Source organism: Prevotella intermedia ATCC 25611 = DSM 20706, from assembly GCF_001953955.1.
Lineage (GTDB): Bacteria > Bacteroidota > Bacteroidia > Bacteroidales > Bacteroidaceae > Prevotella > Prevotella intermedia.
The window spans coordinates 407,067-426,008 of record NZ_CP019301.1; the positions used below are offsets into that span (position 1 = coordinate 407,067).

Annotated in this window: 14 protein-coding genes and 1 pseudogene; 2 read left to right on the forward strand and 13 right to left on the reverse strand. The window is 46.4% G+C overall.

What is annotated here, in order from left to right; translation table 11 throughout:
• Window positions 1–37 precede the first annotated feature (37 nt).
• From BWX39_RS10390 to BWX39_RS10435, 9 genes are all read right to left on the reverse strand, one after another.
• A complete protein-coding gene (locus tag BWX39_RS10390) occupies window positions 38–910 on the reverse strand; it encodes a sigma-70 family RNA polymerase sigma factor (protein WP_014708687.1) in 873 nt (290 codons plus the stop codon).
• Window positions 911–1,333: 423 nt separating this feature from the next.
• Window positions 1,334–1,597, reverse strand: a complete 264-nt coding sequence (locus BWX39_RS10395) for a hypothetical protein (protein ID WP_232527487.1) — start codon at window positions 1,595–1,597, stop codon at window positions 1,334–1,336.
• Window positions 1,598–2,176: 579 nt separating this feature from the next.
• Window positions 2,177–2,830 carry a class I SAM-dependent methyltransferase gene (locus BWX39_RS10405; protein WP_004362437.1) on the reverse strand — a complete coding sequence of 218 codons (654 nt, stop codon included), beginning with the start codon at window positions 2,828–2,830 and terminating at the stop codon, window positions 2,177–2,179.
• 767 nt (window positions 2,831–3,597) lie between these two features.
• Window positions 3,598–4,866 carry an NADH:ubiquinone reductase (Na(+)-transporting) subunit F gene (nqrF, locus tag BWX39_RS10410; RefSeq protein WP_028905197.1) on the reverse strand — a complete coding sequence of 423 codons (1,269 nt, stop codon included), beginning with the start codon at window positions 4,864–4,866 and terminating at the stop codon, window positions 3,598–3,600.
• Window positions 4,867–4,874: 8 nt separating this feature from the next.
• Entirely contained in the window at window positions 4,875–5,501 is a 627-nt protein-coding gene (gene nqrE, locus BWX39_RS10415) for an NADH:ubiquinone reductase (Na(+)-transporting) subunit E (protein ID WP_028905196.1), read from the reverse strand.
• Window positions 5,502–5,503: 2 nt separating this feature from the next.
• On the reverse strand, window positions 5,504–6,133 hold the full coding sequence (locus BWX39_RS10420; RefSeq protein ID WP_014708359.1) for an NADH:ubiquinone reductase (Na(+)-transporting) subunit D: 630 nt from the start codon (window positions 6,131–6,133) through the stop codon (window positions 5,504–5,506).
• Between the two features lie 35 nt (window positions 6,134–6,168).
• The gene (gene nqrC, locus BWX39_RS10425) at window positions 6,169–6,879 is read right to left on the reverse strand and encodes an NADH:ubiquinone reductase (Na(+)-transporting) subunit C (protein ID WP_028905195.1); all 711 of its coding nucleotides are present in this window, start codon (window positions 6,877–6,879) and stop codon (window positions 6,169–6,171) included.
• Window positions 6,880–6,894: 15 nt separating this feature from the next.
• Window positions 6,895–8,049, reverse strand: coding sequence for an NADH:ubiquinone reductase (Na(+)-transporting) subunit B (locus BWX39_RS10430; RefSeq protein ID WP_028905194.1), 1,155 nt, complete (start codon window positions 8,047–8,049; stop codon window positions 6,895–6,897).
• 47 nt (window positions 8,050–8,096) lie between these two features.
• Window positions 8,097–9,449 carry a Na(+)-translocating NADH-quinone reductase subunit A gene (locus BWX39_RS10435; protein WP_028905193.1) on the reverse strand — a complete coding sequence of 451 codons (1,353 nt, stop codon included), beginning with the start codon at window positions 9,447–9,449 and terminating at the stop codon, window positions 8,097–8,099.
• Between the two features lie 89 nt (window positions 9,450–9,538).
• On the opposite strand from BWX39_RS10435, the gene BWX39_RS10440 reads away from it, so the two are divergent.
• Complete coding sequence (locus tag BWX39_RS10440) at window positions 9,539–14,014, forward strand: translocation/assembly module TamB domain-containing protein (RefSeq protein ID WP_028905192.1); 4,476 nt, start codon at window positions 9,539–9,541, stop codon at window positions 14,012–14,014.
• 229 nt (window positions 14,015–14,243) lie between these two features.
• On the opposite strand, the pseudogene BWX39_RS12865 reads toward BWX39_RS10440, so the two are convergent.
• The 4 genes and pseudogenes from BWX39_RS12865 to BWX39_RS10460 all read right to left on the reverse strand — a co-directional run.
• Window positions 14,244–15,364: pseudogene (locus tag BWX39_RS12865) on the reverse strand (IS256 family transposase); the annotation flags it as partial.
• Window positions 15,365–15,416: 52 nt separating this feature from the next.
• The gene (locus tag BWX39_RS10450) at window positions 15,417–16,019 is read right to left on the reverse strand and encodes a porin family protein (RefSeq protein ID WP_028905190.1); all 603 of its coding nucleotides are present in this window, start codon (window positions 16,017–16,019) and stop codon (window positions 15,417–15,419) included.
• Window positions 16,020–16,375: 356 nt separating this feature from the next.
• Window positions 16,376–16,984, reverse strand: coding sequence for a porin family protein (locus tag BWX39_RS10455; protein WP_028905189.1), 609 nt, complete (start codon window positions 16,982–16,984; stop codon window positions 16,376–16,378).
• A gap of 219 nt (window positions 16,985–17,203) precedes the next feature.
• Entirely contained in the window at window positions 17,204–18,655 is a 1,452-nt protein-coding gene (locus BWX39_RS10460; RefSeq protein ID WP_028905188.1) for an aminoacyl-histidine dipeptidase, read from the reverse strand.
• Window positions 18,656–18,731: 76 nt separating this feature from the next.
• Between BWX39_RS10460 and BWX39_RS10465 the strand changes: the two genes are divergently transcribed.
• Window positions 18,732–18,926 (forward strand): hypothetical protein, encoded by a 195-nt coding sequence (locus tag BWX39_RS10465; protein WP_028905187.1) that lies wholly within the window; start codon window positions 18,732–18,734, stop codon window positions 18,924–18,926.
• The last annotated feature ends 16 nt before the right edge of the window (window positions 18,927–18,942 follow it).

Consider the following 18,942-nt stretch of genomic DNA (forward strand, 5'->3'; position numbering starts at 1 on the left):
CAGCCCTTCAGCGAGGACTATCCAATAAATTTTACGTTTAACCGAGATACTTCATCAGCACTCGTGCATTACCACTTAAGCGGATTTTTTCGATTGCCTTTTCACGAATCTGGCGCACACGTTCGCGTGTAAGCTGCATCTCCGTGCCTATTTCCTCCAGTCCTTTCTCCTGACAACCAATGCCGAAACACTCAATTACAATTTTGCGCTCACGGTCTTTCAACGTGTTCTGCAACACCGACTTAAGGTCGTCAGACATTGATTCAAAATCCACACCGCGGTCGGTTCGCGAGTCATCGCCCGATGCCAACATATCGCTCATAGAGTTATCATCGTCGTCGCTGAACGGAGCATCAATGCTCATGTGGTGATTGTCCGCGCTCTGACTTTGGCGAATGCGTGCCTCGTCTATGCCCGTCATATCAGCCAATTCGTGAATAGAAGGACGACGGTTGTGTTTCTGAATGAACTCGTTGGTAACTTGGTTTATCTTTGAGATGGCTCCCACTTGGTTCAGCGGCAGGCGCACAATGCGGCTTTGTTCGGCAATAGCCTGCAAGATGCTCTGTCTAATCCACCAAACTGCGTATGAGATGAACTTAAACCCACGTGTCTCGTCGAACTTCTCGGCAGCCTTGACAAGGCCGATGTTGCCTTCGTCGATAAGGTCGGTAAGCGAGAGACCTTGATGTTGGTATTGCTTAGCAACAGAAACCACAAAGCGCAAGTTCGCCTTAATGAGTTTCTCCTTTGCTCGCTCGCCCTTTTTGCCGCCTTTATGAATCTCCTGAGCAAGCTCAATCTCTTCATCAACGGTAATCATTGGTTCACGTCCAATCTCCACCAAGTACTTGTCGAGTGCCTCGCTGGAACGGTTGGTAATACTTTTTGAAATCTTAAGTTGTCTCATTAGATAGAATATACCTAAATATTAAATATGGTGTTAAGTTACGTTAGGATAGACGTAATTTTGTACAAAGTTACTAAATATTTATCGAACTACAAAATTTTGGACTATAATATATTTTTTATTAACATCTCGCACCTCGTTTCTTCATCTGTTCTGTGGTATTTTCTTGCAAATGGTATGCCAAAGGTTATGTCTTGTCAGTCTTATTTTAGTCAAATTGCTTGTTTGGTTTAGACTTTGTAAAGAGTTTCCCCCGAAAGTAGACATGCGTCTATCTTTCATGGAAATCTGTTGTGTTACAGCCACAAACATTTGTTTGCAGCTATCAATTCCTATCGAAACCGAGCTGATGCTTTGTTCTTTTGCCGTCAGTTTCTTAGCGTTTCTTCTGTGCTTTTTTGGCAGCTTCCTTTGCTTCGCACTTTACCTTAGCGTTATGTATAGCATTCTTGCAGTCCTTCTCGGTCTCTGGCAGACGTTCTTTGCATTGCAATAAGTCTTCTTTGCAGCCTTTTCCACTTTCGCTTCGTCGCACCTAAAGTCTCCTTCTATCTTCTTTTCAACAGTGCAAATCTTAGCCTTTGCAGTTGGAGTTTTCTTACTGGTGTTTGTGGTCTGCGCCTGTACTGTTGTTGCGCTTAACGCCATTACCGCAATCAACGATAATGCAATTTTACGTATTTCCATTCTTTTTCTCGTATGAATTAAACAAAAATGTTATCCAAAACTGATATTAAGCAATTATTGTTATCCACTTAAACCAATCTTATATCTGTGCAAATAGACCCAGATTTAATTAGTTTTCCAAATGTATTGAACTTCCTTTATTTGTTTTCAACAGTTTTATAGAGGTCTTCCTGCCCTGTATTGCCGTCAGCGTTCCGTGCCATCAACACCTTATTCTATATAGGACTGTGAACGACAGGAGTGTTTCTGCATTGCGAAAGAGCCTGTTTTACGATGCAAAACAGGCTCTTTTGCCGTGCAAAACAATGGGTTTTGGAATGCCAGAGCATAGCTATTGATTGGTTGCTGTCCGATAAAACATCAAAATTACATAAACACCCATCAACCAGTACTGTTGCCGAAACCATTGCAGATAAGCCGCAGCATACTGATAGCCAATGGGTACAAGTTTCATTTCAAAACATTGCGAAATACAGGAAAGTGCCCTTTCAGCAAGCAAACTATCCTCTTCCATCTCCAGAAAGGTGGCGATTGGGGTCTCCGTCCACCTCGCAGGCAGCACTGGAGCAGTCCGTGCCGTCAGTCATTCCTGACCACGACGATGCGCGAAAGCCCGAAGAGGTTGCACGAATAACTCTTCACTACGTTCCAGTCGAGGTTCTCCACATAGGTCTGATAAGAGAATTTGGATTGAAATCCTATCTTCGTGGCAAACGGACTGACTATCTTTTCAAACACAGCCCACGGGGAGCGGACGCCCGAAAAGTGGTTGGCGATGATGATGAAACCGTCCTTTTTGCAGACGCGCCTCACCTCGTTGATAAGCTTAAAGGGGTCAGGGGTAACGGAATAGGTGTAGGGCAGCGTAACGCAGGTAAAGTGATTATCGGGAAACGGCAGCTGCTCGCCATTTACCTGCATCAGCGACACGGTGGCAGTGCAGTCTCTGTCCACTTTCTCTTGGGCTTTGTCGAGCATCTCCTTGGAGATATCTATGCCCGTAACTGCTACGTCCTGCGGATACATCGGCAGCATAAGCCCGGTTCCTACGCCCACTTCGAGCACGTCTTTGGTGTCAATTGCCTTCATTTCCTTGACGATTGCCCGACGCCCTTGCTGGAATACGCTACCGAAAAGCAGGTCGTAGAGCGGTGCGTAGCGTTTGTAACATTTGATGATTTTCGACTCGTTGGTGTAGTTCTCGGCTGATGTGGCAGTGCCTGGCTTTTTCATACGCTTTGTTAATGTTCTGTTATAAGTTAGGAAAATAGTCATTCAATGCGTGTGGGAAACAGCAGAGAAGTGCCGTGTATGCAGCCTTTCCTGCACTTCAATGCAACCTCTTATCTACCTTATCGGGGGGGTCAAGCCCTCTGTGCAGATAGCCCGTTCACGCCTTTCAATGCTACAAATGTAGGAAATATTTATGGAATTATCAACTTTTTTGTGATTTTTCTGCATTTTGTCGCACTTCGATTTGGAATGTACAATTTAGGAACAAACGCAACATCGAGAACAACAACTTACCCAATGAACGAAATACAGACGATGAATGTGTAAATATTTTTTACAAACTCATCTACCGCATAACCACCTCTTTATCAACGCTTTGTAAAACCTATTGTTTTACATTCCAAAAGCGTAGGTTTTGCACGGTAAAAGCGGCTGTTTTGCATTGCAAAACCTACGCTTTTGCAACGCCAAAGCGCAGTTATCACTTTTTAACACTATTATCTTTACAAAATAAATGGTAAATCCTGCTCTTTCCTATTTATTTTTATCTACAAACTGTTGCTCATTATAGGGGTGCTATTTATCGCATTCCTCACGGCAAATCTGTTGTTCTTTCGGTGTCAGGAACGTGAAGGGGCACTCCCCTACCCGCATTTTGTATTGACGAAATAGCCTTGCAACAAAAGTAAAAGGCGTCCGCACTTATGGGTGCAGACGCCTTTGTTATAATGAAAATTGTTTTTACTTGAGATTTATACAATTGCTTCTTATCCGAAATCGTCGAAGCGAATGGCGTCTTTCTCTACGCCAAGGCTGTCGAGATAGTCGGTAACAGTTTTGATGAGCATAGGAGGACCGCAAAGATAATACTCACAATCTTCGGGTGCTTCGTGATTCCTCAGATAGGTTTCGCAAATACAGTTCACCGCAAAACCTTGGTAATACTTCACGCCTGCTGCATCTGCCACTGGGTCGGGCTGGTCGAGCGAGAGGTGCATGTGGAAGTTAGGATATTCCTTTTCAAGCTCCCAGAAGTCTTCAAGGAAGAAGGCTTCGCCCAACGCACGGGCACCATAGAAGAAGTGCATCTCACGGTCGCGGGTGTGCAATGTCTTCAACATATGCATAATCTGACTGCGTAACGGTGCCATACCTGCACCACCACCAATCCATATCATTTCCTTGCCCGATGTGTAGTTAGGTGCAAACTCGCCGTAAGGACCGCTCATCATTACCTTGTCGCCTGGTTTCAGCGTGAAGATGTACGACGAACCGATACCCGCTGGTACGTCTTGGAAACCTACTTGTGGACGTGGCAGGAACGGTGGCGTAGCAATACGCACGGTGAGCGTAATGATGTCGCCTTCGGCTGGATAGTTTGCCATTGAGTAAGCACGCACGGTGTCTTCTGGGTTGCTGGCTTTGAGCGAAAGTATGTTGAACTTTTCCCACGTTGGGAGGTAGTCCTTGCCGATGAGTTCCTTATCGAAGTCCTTGTCGTAGTCGATGCAGTCGTACTTTGGAATACGTATCTGTGCATACGAACCTGGCACAAAGTCCATATGTTCGCCTGGAGGAAGTGCCACCTTGAACTCCTTGATGAACGACGAAACGTTCTTGTTGGAGATAACGGTGCATTCCCATTCCTTAACACCCAATATGGATTCTGATACTTTTATGGAGAGGTCGCCCTTCACTTTCGCCTGACAGCCAAGACGCCAGTGGTCTTTTACCTCCTTACGAGAGAAGTGTGGGCGTTCTGAATCGAGGATTTCACCACCGCCTTCGAGCACCTGGCACTTACACTGTCCGCAGCTTCCCTTACCTCCACACGCAGAAGCCAAGTGGACGCCGTTCTCGTTGAGCGTTCCCAAAATGGTGCTGCCCTGTTCTACTTCTAATTCTTTATCGCCATTGATAGTTATCTTAACCTTTCCGCTTGGACTGAGATACTTCTTTGCAACAAGAAGAACAATAACCAAAAGAAGGATTGTAACCAAGAAAACAGCAATGCTGTATAATATAAACTCTGCCATTTTTGATATTAAATTTTAAGTCCTGAGAAGCACATCATAGCCAAAGCCATAAGTCCTACGGTGATAAAAGTGATGCCAAGACCCTGCAAAGGCTTGGGCACATCAGAATATTCCATTTTCTCGCGTATAGCACCCATCAGCACAATGGCAAAGAGCCAGCCGATACCAGAGCCGAGTCCGTAGATGAGAGCGTCCCAAACAGAACCAATGTACTGCGAACTTGAAGGGTCGAGCCCAATGCGCTGCTGCATGAAGAGGCTGGCACCCATGATGGCACAGTTCACGGCAATGAGCGGAAGGAAGATACCCAACGCCCCATAGAGCGAAGGTGAGTATTTCTCGACTGCCATTTCAACCAACTGAACAATGCCCGCAATAACGGCAATGAAGAGAATAAAGCTGAGATAAGAAAGGTCTACGCCCTCTATCAAGCAGTCGGGACCGAGCACTTTCGTTTGCAAAAGGTAGTTTACAGGCACGGTAACAACCAACACAAAGATAACGGCAGCACCGAGTCCGAACGATGTCTTAACGTTTTTAGATACGGCTAAGAACGAACACATTCCAAGGAAGAATGCGAATATCATATTGTCCACGAAGATGGACCTGAAGAATAGACTTAATAAATGTTCCATAATTATTTTTCTTCTCCTTTATAGAAATATGCACGATGAACCCATATAACGCAGCCAACGAGTATCAACGCCATAGCAGGCATTGCCATCATACCATTGTCTACATAGCCCATATCGTAGAAACTCTGCGGAATAACCTTGAAACCAAGCAGGGTGCCACGACCAAAGAACTCACGGAAGCCGCCTACCAATACAAGAATGATGGCGTAGCCGATGCCGTTACCAATGCCGTCGAGGAAACTTGGCCAAGGCTTGTTCGTCATGGCGAAGGCTTCCAAACGCCCCATAAGGATACAGTTGGTAATGATAAGACCCACGTAAACCGAAAGCTGGACGCTTACATCGTAGGCAAAAGCCTTCAATACTTGGCTGACAATGGTTACCAAAGCAGCCACGACAACAAGCTGAACGATGATACGAATACGGTTTGGAATGGTTTTACGAATAATCGAAACTATCACATTCGAGAAGGCTGTAATAATGGTTACCGCCAGTCCCATGACGATAGAAGGTTTCAGCTGCGAGGTAACAGCCAAAGCCGAACAGATACCTAACACCTGTATCAACACAGGGTTGTCAAGGTTCAGCGGGTTTATGAAAACCTCTCTATTTTGTTTTGAGAACAAACTCATAATCTTTCTGTTTTATATTAATTTACTTCTCAATGTTACTTTGCGGTGAGGAACTTAACGTAAGGTGCAAGTCCGCCTTTCTCGTTGTGGAACATTTCGGTTACACCGTTGCTTGTCAGCGTAGCTCCTGTAACAGCGTCCACTTGGCTTTCAGGCTTTTCCACCTTCTTCGTTACACTGAAAACGATATTCTGTTTCTGTGCATTGAAGATGTTCTTGCCCTTGAATTTGTCTTGCCATTCCTTGCTATCCTTGATTTCTGCACCCAATCCGGCAGTTTCGCTCTCATGGTTGAAGTACACGCCAAAGATGGTTGCCTTGTCTTCGTTCAAAGCTATGAAACCGTTGATGGGTCCCCAAAGTCCGTTTCCATAAACAGGAATAACATACTTGTCCTTACCGTCTACCTTGCAGCGGAACAATGCCAATTTGCCTTCTTTAGCGTCTTTGCTGTCCAACTTGAAGCCTGCTTTTACGCCACCTTGCTCGCCTTGTTCCACAATTTCTCCGTTTTCGTTGATAATATCGTCGGCAACAATGATGTCCTTCCACAGCTTTTGCGCTGCTTCGTTGGTCATATTGCGGTCTTGGTTGAGTGCAAAGAGAATCTGCTTTTGGTGGTCTATCTGCACATTAACGTCTTGCGCAGGTTTCAATGCTTGGAATACGAAAGCAAGCAAGAAAGCCACAACGACCACAAGAACAGCAGAATAGATGATTGTATATGAATTGCTATTTGTCTTCATCTGTTTCTTTCCTCCTTACATTTTAGCACGCTTAGCACGCTTGTTGATATTAGACTGAACCACACAGTAGTCGATTAATGGTGCGCACATGTTACCAAAGAGTATGGCAAGCATCATTCCTTCGGGATAACCGGGGTTCAACACACGGATAATGACAGCCATTGCGCCAATCATTAAACCGTAAATCCACTTTCCGCACTCCGTTCTCGCAGAGGTAACAGGGTCGGTTGCCATGAATACAGCACCGAAACAGAAGCCACCCAGCACGATATGCTCGTACCATTGCAACGGACTTGCACCCGTAGAATGGAAGAGTAACGCCATAGCGGCACCACCTACGAAGACGCTAAGCATGGTTTTCCAGCTGGCAATGTTCGTCCAAATCAAGAAGATTGCACCGATAGCAATGGCGATAACCGATGTTTCGCCCACCGAACCGGGAATTAAACCAATAATCATATCGTTCAACGATGCGTTCACAGCTGTGCTTTGAGCTATCTCGCCCAATGGAGTTGCCATTGTAAAGCCGTCAGGTAGCGTGTAGCCAAGTCCGAAAATCTGTTCGGTAGAAGTCCATATCGTGTCGCCTGTCATACTTCCCGGATAAGAGAAAAAGAGGAAAGCACGTGCGGCAAGTGCCACATTGAAGGTATTCATACCTGTTCCGCCGAAGATTTCCTTTGTGAAAATCACGGCAAAAGCTACGGCTAATGCCAGCATCCACAGTGGCAGCGTGATGGGAATGATAAGCGGAATGAGGATACCACTTACCAGATAGCCTTCCTGAATTTCCTCATCTTTCCATTGTGCCCAAGCAAATTCGATGCCGAGACCCACAATGTAAGACACCAAGATTTTAGGCAAAAGCATCAAAGCACCATACAGGAACATTCCCATACAGGTTGCTTCGCCCAATTTGCCAGCAGCTAAAGCATTCTGATAACCAATGTTGTACATACCGAACAACATTGCAGGTATCAGCGAAATAACTACCATGCTCATTATTCGTTTTGAATCGATGGCATCGTGAATAGACGCTCCGCTCTTCGATGTCTCGTGTGGGACATACAGGAAAGTGTCCATACCATCGTAAATGCTCTTGAAAGCGTGCAGCTTTCCACCTTTCTCAAATTGTGGACGCAGCTTATCAAGATAATTTCTTAAGCTCATATTGTATCACTTAAAGTTGTTAATTCTCTATTATAATAAAGGTGTACTTACTCGTTCTCCTTTCGCAGCGTGTTCAAACCGTTACGCACAATCTGCTGCAATGGTTGCTTTGAACTGTCTACGAACTCTGCCAAGGCAAAATCCTCGGGACTTACTTCGTAAATACCAAGCTGTTCCTGCTTATCGATATTGCCCGTAATGATAGCTTTTATAAGGTATTCGCCATATATGTCCATCGGTAATACTGAGTCGTACTCGCCACTCATGATGATATTACGCTTTCCGCCCTTGATGCGGGCGTCGAGGTCATATTCCTTCTTCTTGCCAAAGAGCCAGCTGAAATAGCTTCGCGATGTAGAGAACTGATTGAAACGAGGCATTATCCAGCCTGCCATTTCGTCCACATCGTCGCCTTCGGGCATTGCCACAACTTCAGATGTGTGTGCACCGAGGAAGGCATTATCGCCAACTATCGTACCTGTCAGTGGGTTTCCGTTCAATATACGCACGTGTTCGGTGGCTGTCAGTCTGCCTGCAACAATGTCCTTGATAGGTGTTCCTACCAATGCTTTCACGTATGCAGGTTCTTTTACCTTGCTGCCGGCTATGGCAACAACACGTGTCAAGTCTACTTTACCCGTCTGAAAGAGTCGTCCGAAGAAGATGACAGCAGTTGGATCTACCGTCCAAACCACTTCTCCCTTGTTCACAGGTGATAGATGATTGACTTGCACACCTACGTTTCCAGCAGGGCAAGGTCCATCGAAAACTGTCAGCTCAACATTCTTTGCTTCTGTCAAAGCCTTGCTGTTTTGCTGTACACCGATAGATAAATAAACTTTTGCAATCTTTGACAGTGCGGTTAATCCAGTCTGGAAGGCTTGCTCTTCTCCTTCAAGTTCATACTCAAAGTCGCCTTGCAATGGTTTGTCTCTTAATGCCGAAACAAATATTGCCTTTGGTTCAGTGTCGGGAGTGGTAGACACTGCATAGGGCAACTGGTTGATATATCCAAACAATCCAGCTTCCAACAGAGCCTTCTTCACCCCTTCGCCATCAAGCGTCTGTATGTCTTTCGCACCGAAATCAGCAAACTTTTGCTCGTCATCTGCCTCTACGCTAACGTACAGAATCTTTCTGCGGTCGCCTCTTTCTATTGATTTTACAGTACCGCTGACAGGAGAAGCAAACCTTACTTCCTCGGAATTCTTGTTCACGAAAAGCGTTTCGCCCGCTTTGACATGGTCGCCTGCCTTCACTGCCATTTTGGGTGTAACCCCTACAAAATCATCGGGTACTATTGCATACAGCTTCGACAATTCCAGTGGCATTGTTTGTTTTTTAGCACGTCCTTTGAGTTTTATATCCAAACCCTTACGCAACCTTATTTGTTCTGTCATAATATAAATAATGAAATCTTCGCTAATTCAGCGTGCAAATATAGTAATTTTTAGGCACTTTAGAAACTTTTTGTATCATTAATTTTAGTATACAATGGAAAAATTGTAGTTTTGCACTTGCTTTGAAGAAACTGAGGACTTTTATTCGATGGAGCGTATGGACCGCAATTGGGCTATACTTGCTTATTATTATATTGTTACACCTGCCTTCCGTACAGCATTTCGTGGGTACGCAGGTTGCAAATGCACTCACCGAAAAACTTGGAACAAAGGTTCAGGTGGGACGCATCGACCTTGGATTCTTAAACCATTTCATTGTAGACGGATTGGTTGTAAACGACCAAAAAGGCAAGCAAATGGCAAAGGCATCGCGCATTGCCACAAAGATAGACCTATGGACGCTCATCAGCGAGGGCAAAGTGCGTATATCGTCGGCACAGGTTTTCGGTCTGAACGCCCTACTCTATCGCACCTCGCCAAGCGAAAAGCCCAACTTCCAGTTCGTCATCGACTCGTTAGCATCGCGCGATACAACGCACCACATCCCTTTAGACCTTCGCATTCAAAGCCTTATTATCCGCCACAGCAATGTGCGTTACGACCTTCTTTCTGCGCCTATCACACGCAACAAGCTGAACCTTAACCACCTCAACGTTAAGGATATATCGGGACACATCAACTTAAACACCCTCACCGACGACCATATCGACGCCACCGTTCGCAACCTTTCGTTTGCTGAAGCGTCAGGATTGGACGTGCGCAAACTGCACCTACGCTTGAAGATGGACAAGCAACAGGCAGAGATAAACGACCTGCTCGTTCAGCTCCCACAGTCGAAAATCAACATACCTTTATATATAGCACGCTTCAACGACAAAGCGACAATACCCGATTTCGGTACTGCCCACCATCAAGTGCGCATAGAAAAGTCGTATCTGACGCCTGCCGACATTGCCTGTCTGCTACCGTCTTTAAAGACTTTCAACCACAAACTGTACCTCAACACCAACATTTCGGGAACGGCTGACAAACTGAAATTGAACACGCTTGCGCTGCGCTACGGCAGGGGCGACATCGTGGCGAACCTCAAAGGGTCGCTCGCACACCTTACCACACAACCTGCTTGGAACATCAACGCACAGACCATTCAAGTGAAAAACAGCCTTATCCAGCAGATAAACAAGGCTTTCCGACTGAACCTGCCCGCCGAAGTTCTGCGCTTGGGCGACCTTCGTTTCAAAGGAAAGGTGCAAGGAACGCACGGCAACCACCACGCAAAGGGCACACTTGCCCTCGTGCACGGCAATGCCGACATAGACTTCTCGCTCCGTGGACGGAACATAAAAGCTGAACTGCACACGCAGCGTTTCACCATTGGCAACATTCTTACCTCTGCGCAACTTGGCACCGTTGTCGCCGATATTAAGGTGGAAACCACCACCGACCTGCGCTACATCTACGCCAAGGGTGTCGTGCCACGGTTCGACTACAACGGCTATACCTATCGCAACATTGCCATAGACGGCAACTATACCAACGATATATTCAGCGGAAAAGCCTCTATCAACGACCCGAACGGCAAAATAAGCATTGACGGAACGGTGGGAAACATTCGCAAATTCATCGAACAGAAAGGCAAAATAGCCGTAAATGCCCGCATTGATGCCGACCGACTGAATCTGCACAATATGCATATCACCGAAGCATTGGGCAACCGAACCCTCTCGTTCCATGCGACATTGGAAGGCAGCAGTGCGTCGATTGACGACCTTATCGGCAAACTCACGCTCGACAACTTTGCCACGCAAGAGGCAAACAACCGCAGCATTGAACTGAACTACTTGGAGCTAACGGCAGCCAACAAGCTTATGGGCAAGTCGATAGAACTGCAATCCGACTTCGGCACAGCTTCCATTTCTGGACGCTTCAACTACTCTACGCTCGTGCAAAGCGTAAAGAACGTGATTGGTGCCTACCTCCCTGCCCTTGTGGGAGCACCGCAGCGATGGGGCAAAACCGCAAGCAAGAATGCGTTCCACATATCAGCCAACATCACAAACACACAACTTTTGCACGATTTGACGAACCTTAAAATCGGCATCACGCCCCATATCCAAGTTATGGGCGATGTGGACGAAGCCCGCAACACGCTGTCGCTCAACATCGCAGCACCACAGGCAGACTATGCTGGCTACCACTTTGAGAACCTCGAAGTAGACCTTTCCACGCCCAACCATACCTTGGACATCGCTCTGAAAGGCGAATGGGTAGACAAGGCAGACCGCCGCCTCGCACTGCAAATCAACGGAACAGCTGCAAACAACGCACTCAACACGCTGTCGTCGTTCAACGCTTTCGCACAGAAAACCTTCTTGGGACAAATCAATTGTATTGCACAATTCGAACGACAGGGCAGCAAATTAGCTACCCATCTGCACTTTGCGCCCTCAGCAATACGCATCGACACCATCGAACTGCAGGTGCAGCCATCGGAACTTACCTATGCTCACAACAACTTAGACATAAAGCACTTCGAGCTATCGAACAAGGAACAGCACATTATCGTGAACGGACAGACATCTGGAAACACTTCCGACTCGCTCACCGTGCAACTCAAAGACATCGACGTGCCTTACATCTTAGACCTCGTAAACTTCCACAGCGTGTCGTTCGGTGGGCTTGCTTCGGGCGAAGTGGTGCTGAAATCGGTATTCACCAACCCACAAGCGTATGCCGACCTCGTTGTAAGACAGTTCCAATTTGAACGAGGCGACATGGGAACGCTCTATGCACAAGCCAATTACAACAACAACGAGGGACGCATAAACATCGACGCAAAGGCGATAGACGGCGACGCATCGACCGACATTGGCGGCTATGTAGATTTGCGAAACAGCCGCATAAACCTGCCCATCTATGCCCACGGCACGCGCCTTACCTTCCTGAAGCACTTCTGCGGTGCATTTATGGACAAGATTAAATTGCACGGAGATGGTTGGATAAAGGTGGTAGGACCGCTATCCGACGTAAATCTTGAGGGCGATATGCTGGCTTCGGGCTCTGTGCGCATTACGCCATTGGGCACCACCTACACCGTCAAAGACGGCCGTGTGCTGCTCATTCCGAACGAAATCAGCTTCGACCGCATCACCATTGCCGATGCCGAAGGGCACACAGGTATGCTTACGGGCGGACTCCACCACCAAGCACTGCGCAATCTGACGTTCGACATAGACGTGCAAACCAACAATCTGCTGGCATACAATTTCCCCCGTGAGGCATCGTCGGGCACATTCTGGGGGCGTGTATATGGCACTGGCAAATGTGCAATCATCGGTCGTGAGAACGAAGTAACGATGAATATAAATATGACACCGAACCGCAACTCGTACATTACCTACAATGCGGCAAAGAATACCATCGACGAAAACTCGTTCATTCGTTGGCGTGATATGACGCCCGACTCGCTGCGACCAGTGCTCCGACAAGATACTGTGTGGCTGAAACGCAACACCGAAAACGGCTACAACAAGAAAATATCAAGCGACCTGCACGTGAACTTCCTCATAAACACCACGCCCGACTTTACGCTTGGCGTGCTGATGGACGAGGCAACAGGCGACAACATCGCACTGAACGGTTCGGGCGTAATCCGTGCTACCTATTATAATAAGGGCGCATTCCAGCTTTTCGGCAACTACAACATCAGCCGAGGCAGCTACAACCTTACCATTCAGAACATCATAAAACGACAATTCACCTTCGGCGATGGCTCGCTCATTGCCTTCGGTGGCGACCCATTTGCCGCAGCACTGAAGCTGAAAGGGCACTACACGCTGAATTCCGTGCCTCTTTCCGACCTGCAAATGGGCAATTCGTTCCGCTCCAACAACACCAAGGTAGACTGTCTGCTCGACATCAACGGTACGCCCGAAAACCCATCAATAACGTTCGGACTCGACTTGCCCGAACTTTCTTCCGACGCAAAGCAGATGGTGCTGTCGGTATTGAACTCCGAGCAAGACCTTAACCAGCAGGCGTTGTACCTCCTGGCTGTGGGCAGATTTTATCCGCAAGCAGCAAACAACGCTGCCCCCCGTGAACCTAACCAGATAGGACAAGCCTCGCTCGTTATGCAGAGCATCTTGTCGGGAACGCTCTCACAGCAAATCAACACCGTGCTGTCGAACGTTATAAACGACAACCACTGGAACTTTGGCGCAAACATAGCCACAGGTAACGATGGTTTCAGCAATGCCGAGTACGAAGGCATACTCTCGGGCAGCCTGCTCAACAACCGCCTGCTCATCAACGGCGAGTTCGGTTATCGCGACAACGTTGCCACCAACACATCGGCATTCATCGGCGATTTCGACATCAAGTATCTGTTCGTGCCGAACGGCAATATGGCACTGAACTTCTACAACCGTGCCAACGACCGCTACTTCACGCGCAACTCGCTGAACACACAGGGGCTCGGCGTTATTATGAAGAAAGACTTCACCTACTTCAAGGAGTTGTTCAAGCGGAAAAAGAAAAAGAAGAAAGAACCTCAAAAGCAATAGTTTTCTAACACCCAAGCAAAGCAAGGTCATCTTAAAATTCTAGAAAAACTAGAATCCTCTAGAAGTTCTAGCACTAAACCTAACAATAGCCTTAACTTTGTAAAGATAATTTCTTTAAAAAACGGTAATTTCGATTTGGCATTGCGAAAGCGGCTGTTTGCGGGTAGTGTCCTTAAAAGTGTGTAATTCATCTTTCTTTTCTCTGTACTTCCACTGCTTTTTTATTCTTTTCTTTCCAGCTTTTGAATTGATATATTCTCCTGCCATATGTCGTCTTTGTTTCCTCCATCGCCACCGCTGCCAGTAGGAAGATGACGGATTTCTCCGAGGGCATGGAGGTTCTCATATTGATGGTTCTCTTGTACTTCCTGTTGAGCCTTTCAATCCAATTGGTCGTATATATGCACCTCTGCACTTGGGCTGGGAAGTCCATGTACGTGAAGTAGGCACTGTTGCGCTCGGCCTTGTACCTTCTCAAGGCAGGGTACTTGCTTTCCCATTTCTCGACAAAGGTAATGAATTCTTCGTATCCCTCGAAGGATTTCATCTCGTTGTTCTCCAATGGGAACACCTCGCTGAGCTGCTGAGCCACTGCCAGTTTGTCTTTATGGGACACGCTGCCAAGTATCTGTCGCTTGACGTGTGCCACGCAGAACTGGTGTGCGGAACCAGGGAAGGCCGCACAGACGGCATTCTCTATGCCTTGCAACGCATCGGAAACGACTAAGTCTATCTGCCCGACGCCTCTTTGCCTCAATGCCTCAAGCTCGTCTTTCCAGCACAGGGCACCCTCAGTGGGGTGATTGACAACGGTGAGCACCTCCCTGCTGCCGTCCTCCCCCCCAGAATGGTATAGTAGGCCTCCTTGGACACCTGCCTGTCCCTGCGGGTGGAGATAAAGGTGGCATCAATGTAGACGGCCAGGTTGTGGGAGGACAGGCTGCGGCCGAGCCACCGTTCGACGTCATCACGGCAGCTGCCAGCAAGATGCGACACCTGCTGCTTGCTGTAGGCACGGCCATAGACACAGTCAGAAATCTCGCCTATCTGCTCAGTGGTGACCCCTTGGTGTAGAGGAGGCCAGAACAATCTGGCACGTTCCTCGCTTTCGTTGCGTATCAACCCCAAGAGAACGGGATAGAAGTTCCCGCTGCGGCTGCGCGGAATACGGAGCGAGAACTCAAAGCCATGACTGTACCAACGACGGAGACGGAAGCCGTTGCACTGCTCATGGGCATTCCCACTGACGAACAACTCACGTTCATGAAACATCAGAGAGTTCATAATTAAAGACTGGAGAGTGACAAAACCCTCGCTACTACTTGTGTAATTCGAAAGAATTTCCGAAATTTGCGAATCTGTGTATGCACATAATGTTCATGTGCGTTTCAGAAAGTTCTGTTTAGAGCTTGAACTTATAACCAAGTGTAATCTGGAACACAGAATTTTTCTCGTCATCGTCGTTAGCAACCTTTGATACTCCCCAATTGTAACGAGCATCGAGCTGGAAGTTGGCATACTCATAAGAAAGACCTACGGGGATAGAGAAGTCTACTGACTTTACATCTTCCACATCTCCTGTTGTTTTTCTTGTGCGGCCTGCAGCTGTTTCCTTATGCTCTAACTTAGCAGTAACATTGAAACCTGGCTGTACACCTAACTTAACTGCCAAACCTTTAGCCACGTAAACATTAGCAAGAATAGGTACGTTGATGTAGTCCAACTTTAAAGTCTGTGCAACGTCTACACCACCTCTTACCCAGCTTAACTTTGTACCCTGCTGAGAATAAATAGCACCTGCTGAGAGAGAGAAGATGTCAGAAACCTGATATTCTGCCTCTAAACCAGCTGCAAGGCCAATGCGTGGGTCTGTGCCGTCTATGTCTGTAATGTTTGAAATGTTCAGACCAACTTTAGGTTGCAAGTTAATGGAACCAACTGCGAATTGTGCATAAGCACCCACAGAAGCAAGCATGATAGCTGCTGTTAAGATGATTTTTTTCATTTTACTTTAGTTTTTATGAATTGTAAATTAACTGAATACGATGCAAATGTACGTTTTTTTCTTCTATCATCAAATATTTTCATTGAAAAAAGGGTAAAAATAGTAAAAAAACAGTAAAGATTAAATTGGCTGATTTTTTATTATATAGCAAACGCCCGCCTACTCGGAGCGAGTTGGGCGGACGTGTTAGTGTGTGTTAGAAGCGAGTGTTTTTGTCTTATATTCTTCAAGATGGCGAGCAACTGAACTCAAACCATCTGAACGGTAGATATAAACAAACGCTCGTTGGGGATATGAATGAAACGAAAGATAAAGCCTGCGTTCATCATATCAAAGTACGCTGCAGACAGTTCTGTTTACAGCTTGAACTTGTAACCAAGTGTGATTTGGAGTACAGAGTTTTTACTGTTACTGTCAGAATCATCAATAAACTTTGTTAAACCCCAGTTGTAACGAGCATCAAACAGGATGTTGGCATACTCGTAAGAAAAACCTACTGGGATAGAGACGTCTACTGAGTTAAGACCTTTAACATCGCCCGATACCTTGTTTGTAATGCCACCTATTGTTTGCTTGTATTCTGCCTTAGAGGCTACATTGAAGCCTGGCTGGATACCTAGCTTTACTGCCAAGCCCTTAGCCACATAGACGTTAGCAAGGATAGGTACGTTGATGTAGTCCAACTTAAAAGTTAGCGTACCGTCTATATCATCTGTAGAAATACCAGTCTTTGCACCTTGCTGAGAATAAATAGCACCTAATGAGAGAGAGAAGATATCGGTTACCTGAAATTCTGCCTCTAAACCAGTTGCAAGACCAATGCGTGAGTCTGGACCATCTGCGTCTGTGATATTTGCAATGTTCACGCCAACTTTAGGTTGTAAGCTAATAGAACCAACTGAATATTGTGCATAAGCACCTACAGACGCAAGCATGATAACTGTTGATAAGATAATCTTTTTCATTTTTACTTTGGTTTTAATGAGTTATTATTTAATTGAATTCAATGCAAATGTAGATTTTTTTTATTTTATTATCAAATATTTTTCATTAAAATAAAGTTAAAAATAACAAAAAGCAATAGGGGTAAAATCGGTTGATTCCTTATTATACAGCAAACGCCCGCCTACTCGGAGCGAGTTGGGCGGGCGCATTTATGTGTGTTTTTAAGAAGCGAGTGCCTTTTATCTTACATTCTTCAAGATGGCGAGCAAGTGGTCCCAAACCATCTGTACGGTAGGAATAAGCAAACGCTCGTCGGGGGTATGAACGAAACGAAGGGTAGGACCAACGCTCATCATATCCACGTTTGGATACTTCTCTGATATGAGTCCGCATTCCAAACCTGCGTGAATGCCGAGCACCTGTGGTTCTTTGTTGAAGAGTTTCTTGTATTCCTCTACGGCAACTTCCACGAGTTTAGAGTTCGGATTCATCTTCCAGCCAGGGTATGCGTCGTGCTGGCAGATTTCCGCACCAGCCATTTCGAAGCAAGCCTTGATGGTATTTGCCATATTGGTGAGTGCACTTGGCACGTTAGAACGCTGCGAAGCAATAACCGTGATTGCGTTCTCTTCGGTCTTTACCACAGCTACGTTGCTCGAAGTCTCTACCATATAGGCGATAGCTTCGTCCTGACAGTTGGTCAAAGGACCATTGTCTACAGCCTGAACAGCCATTACGATGCGGCGACCTACTTCTTTTTCAACCACTGGACGAGCCTCTGTGCTCTCCATTCCCCATACTGCGTTAGGGTCAGACACGTGGTATTCTTCCTCAACACCCTTTGTAAAGATGTTCCAGTCTGCCATAACGTCTTCCTTCTTTGCCGACGGTACGGCGAAAACAACCTTACCATCGCGAGGTATTGCATTGTCTAACTTGCCAGAATTCCACTCTGCAAGGCGCAAGTCCATCTTGCTTTGCTGCATATAAAGGAAGCGTCCGAGAATCTTGATAGCGTTCGCACGCTTCTTGTTAATGTCGTCGCCAGAGTGTCCGCCAATCAGTCCTTTAACGCTTGCCTCCATAAAGAAGTAGCCCGCAGGAGTGTCCTCGCGCTTGAATTTGAATACGCTGTCGGTGGCGATACCACCTGCACAGCTTACGAAAATCTGTCCTTCGTCTTCCGAATCGAGGTTGATAAGGTAGTCGCCTGTAAGCCAGCCCGGTTCCAAACCGAAGGCACCAGTCAGCCCGGTCTCCTCGTCTACGGTGAAAAGGCATTCTATTTTGCCGTGTTCAATATTGTCTGAATCGAGTACTGCAAGCTCATAAGCCACGCCAATACCGTCGTCAGCACCGAGTGTAGTGCCCTTTGCCTTGAGCCATTCGCCATCAACATAGGTCTGAATAGCGTCAGTGTGGAAGTTGAAATCCAAATCCACGAGCTTGTCGCACACCATGTCGATGTGGCTTTGCAGTATTACGGTAGGTGCGTTTTCCATACCTTTGGTTGCAGGCTTCGTTATCAGCACGTTGCCTGTTTTGTCTACCTTGGTGTCCAAGTTGCGGCTCTTGCCAAACTCAACAAGGTATTCAATCATCTTTTCCTCGTGCTTTGATGGGCGAGGAATTTGGTTGATTTTCGCGAAATGCTCAAATACGCGAGCAGGTTTTAATTCCATGTTTGTCATTTTTAATAGTATTTCTTTTGGTATATTCTTGATTTGTGTTACCTTTGCCAAAAATATAGATGCAAAGATAAGTAAAATGGTTGAGACTTTACTGTTGAGTGTGTTAATAATTGCTATTGCAATGTTGTTGCTTTCCGTCAGAGTGCTTCTGAAGAAAGGCGCAAGTTTCCAGTCGCAACACATTCATGACAGCAAGTACCTGCGCAAAAAGGGAATTCATTGCGTTATCGACCAAGACAAAGAGGCACGTGCCGCCAACAAGGCATACTAAGAAACAACGAATATTA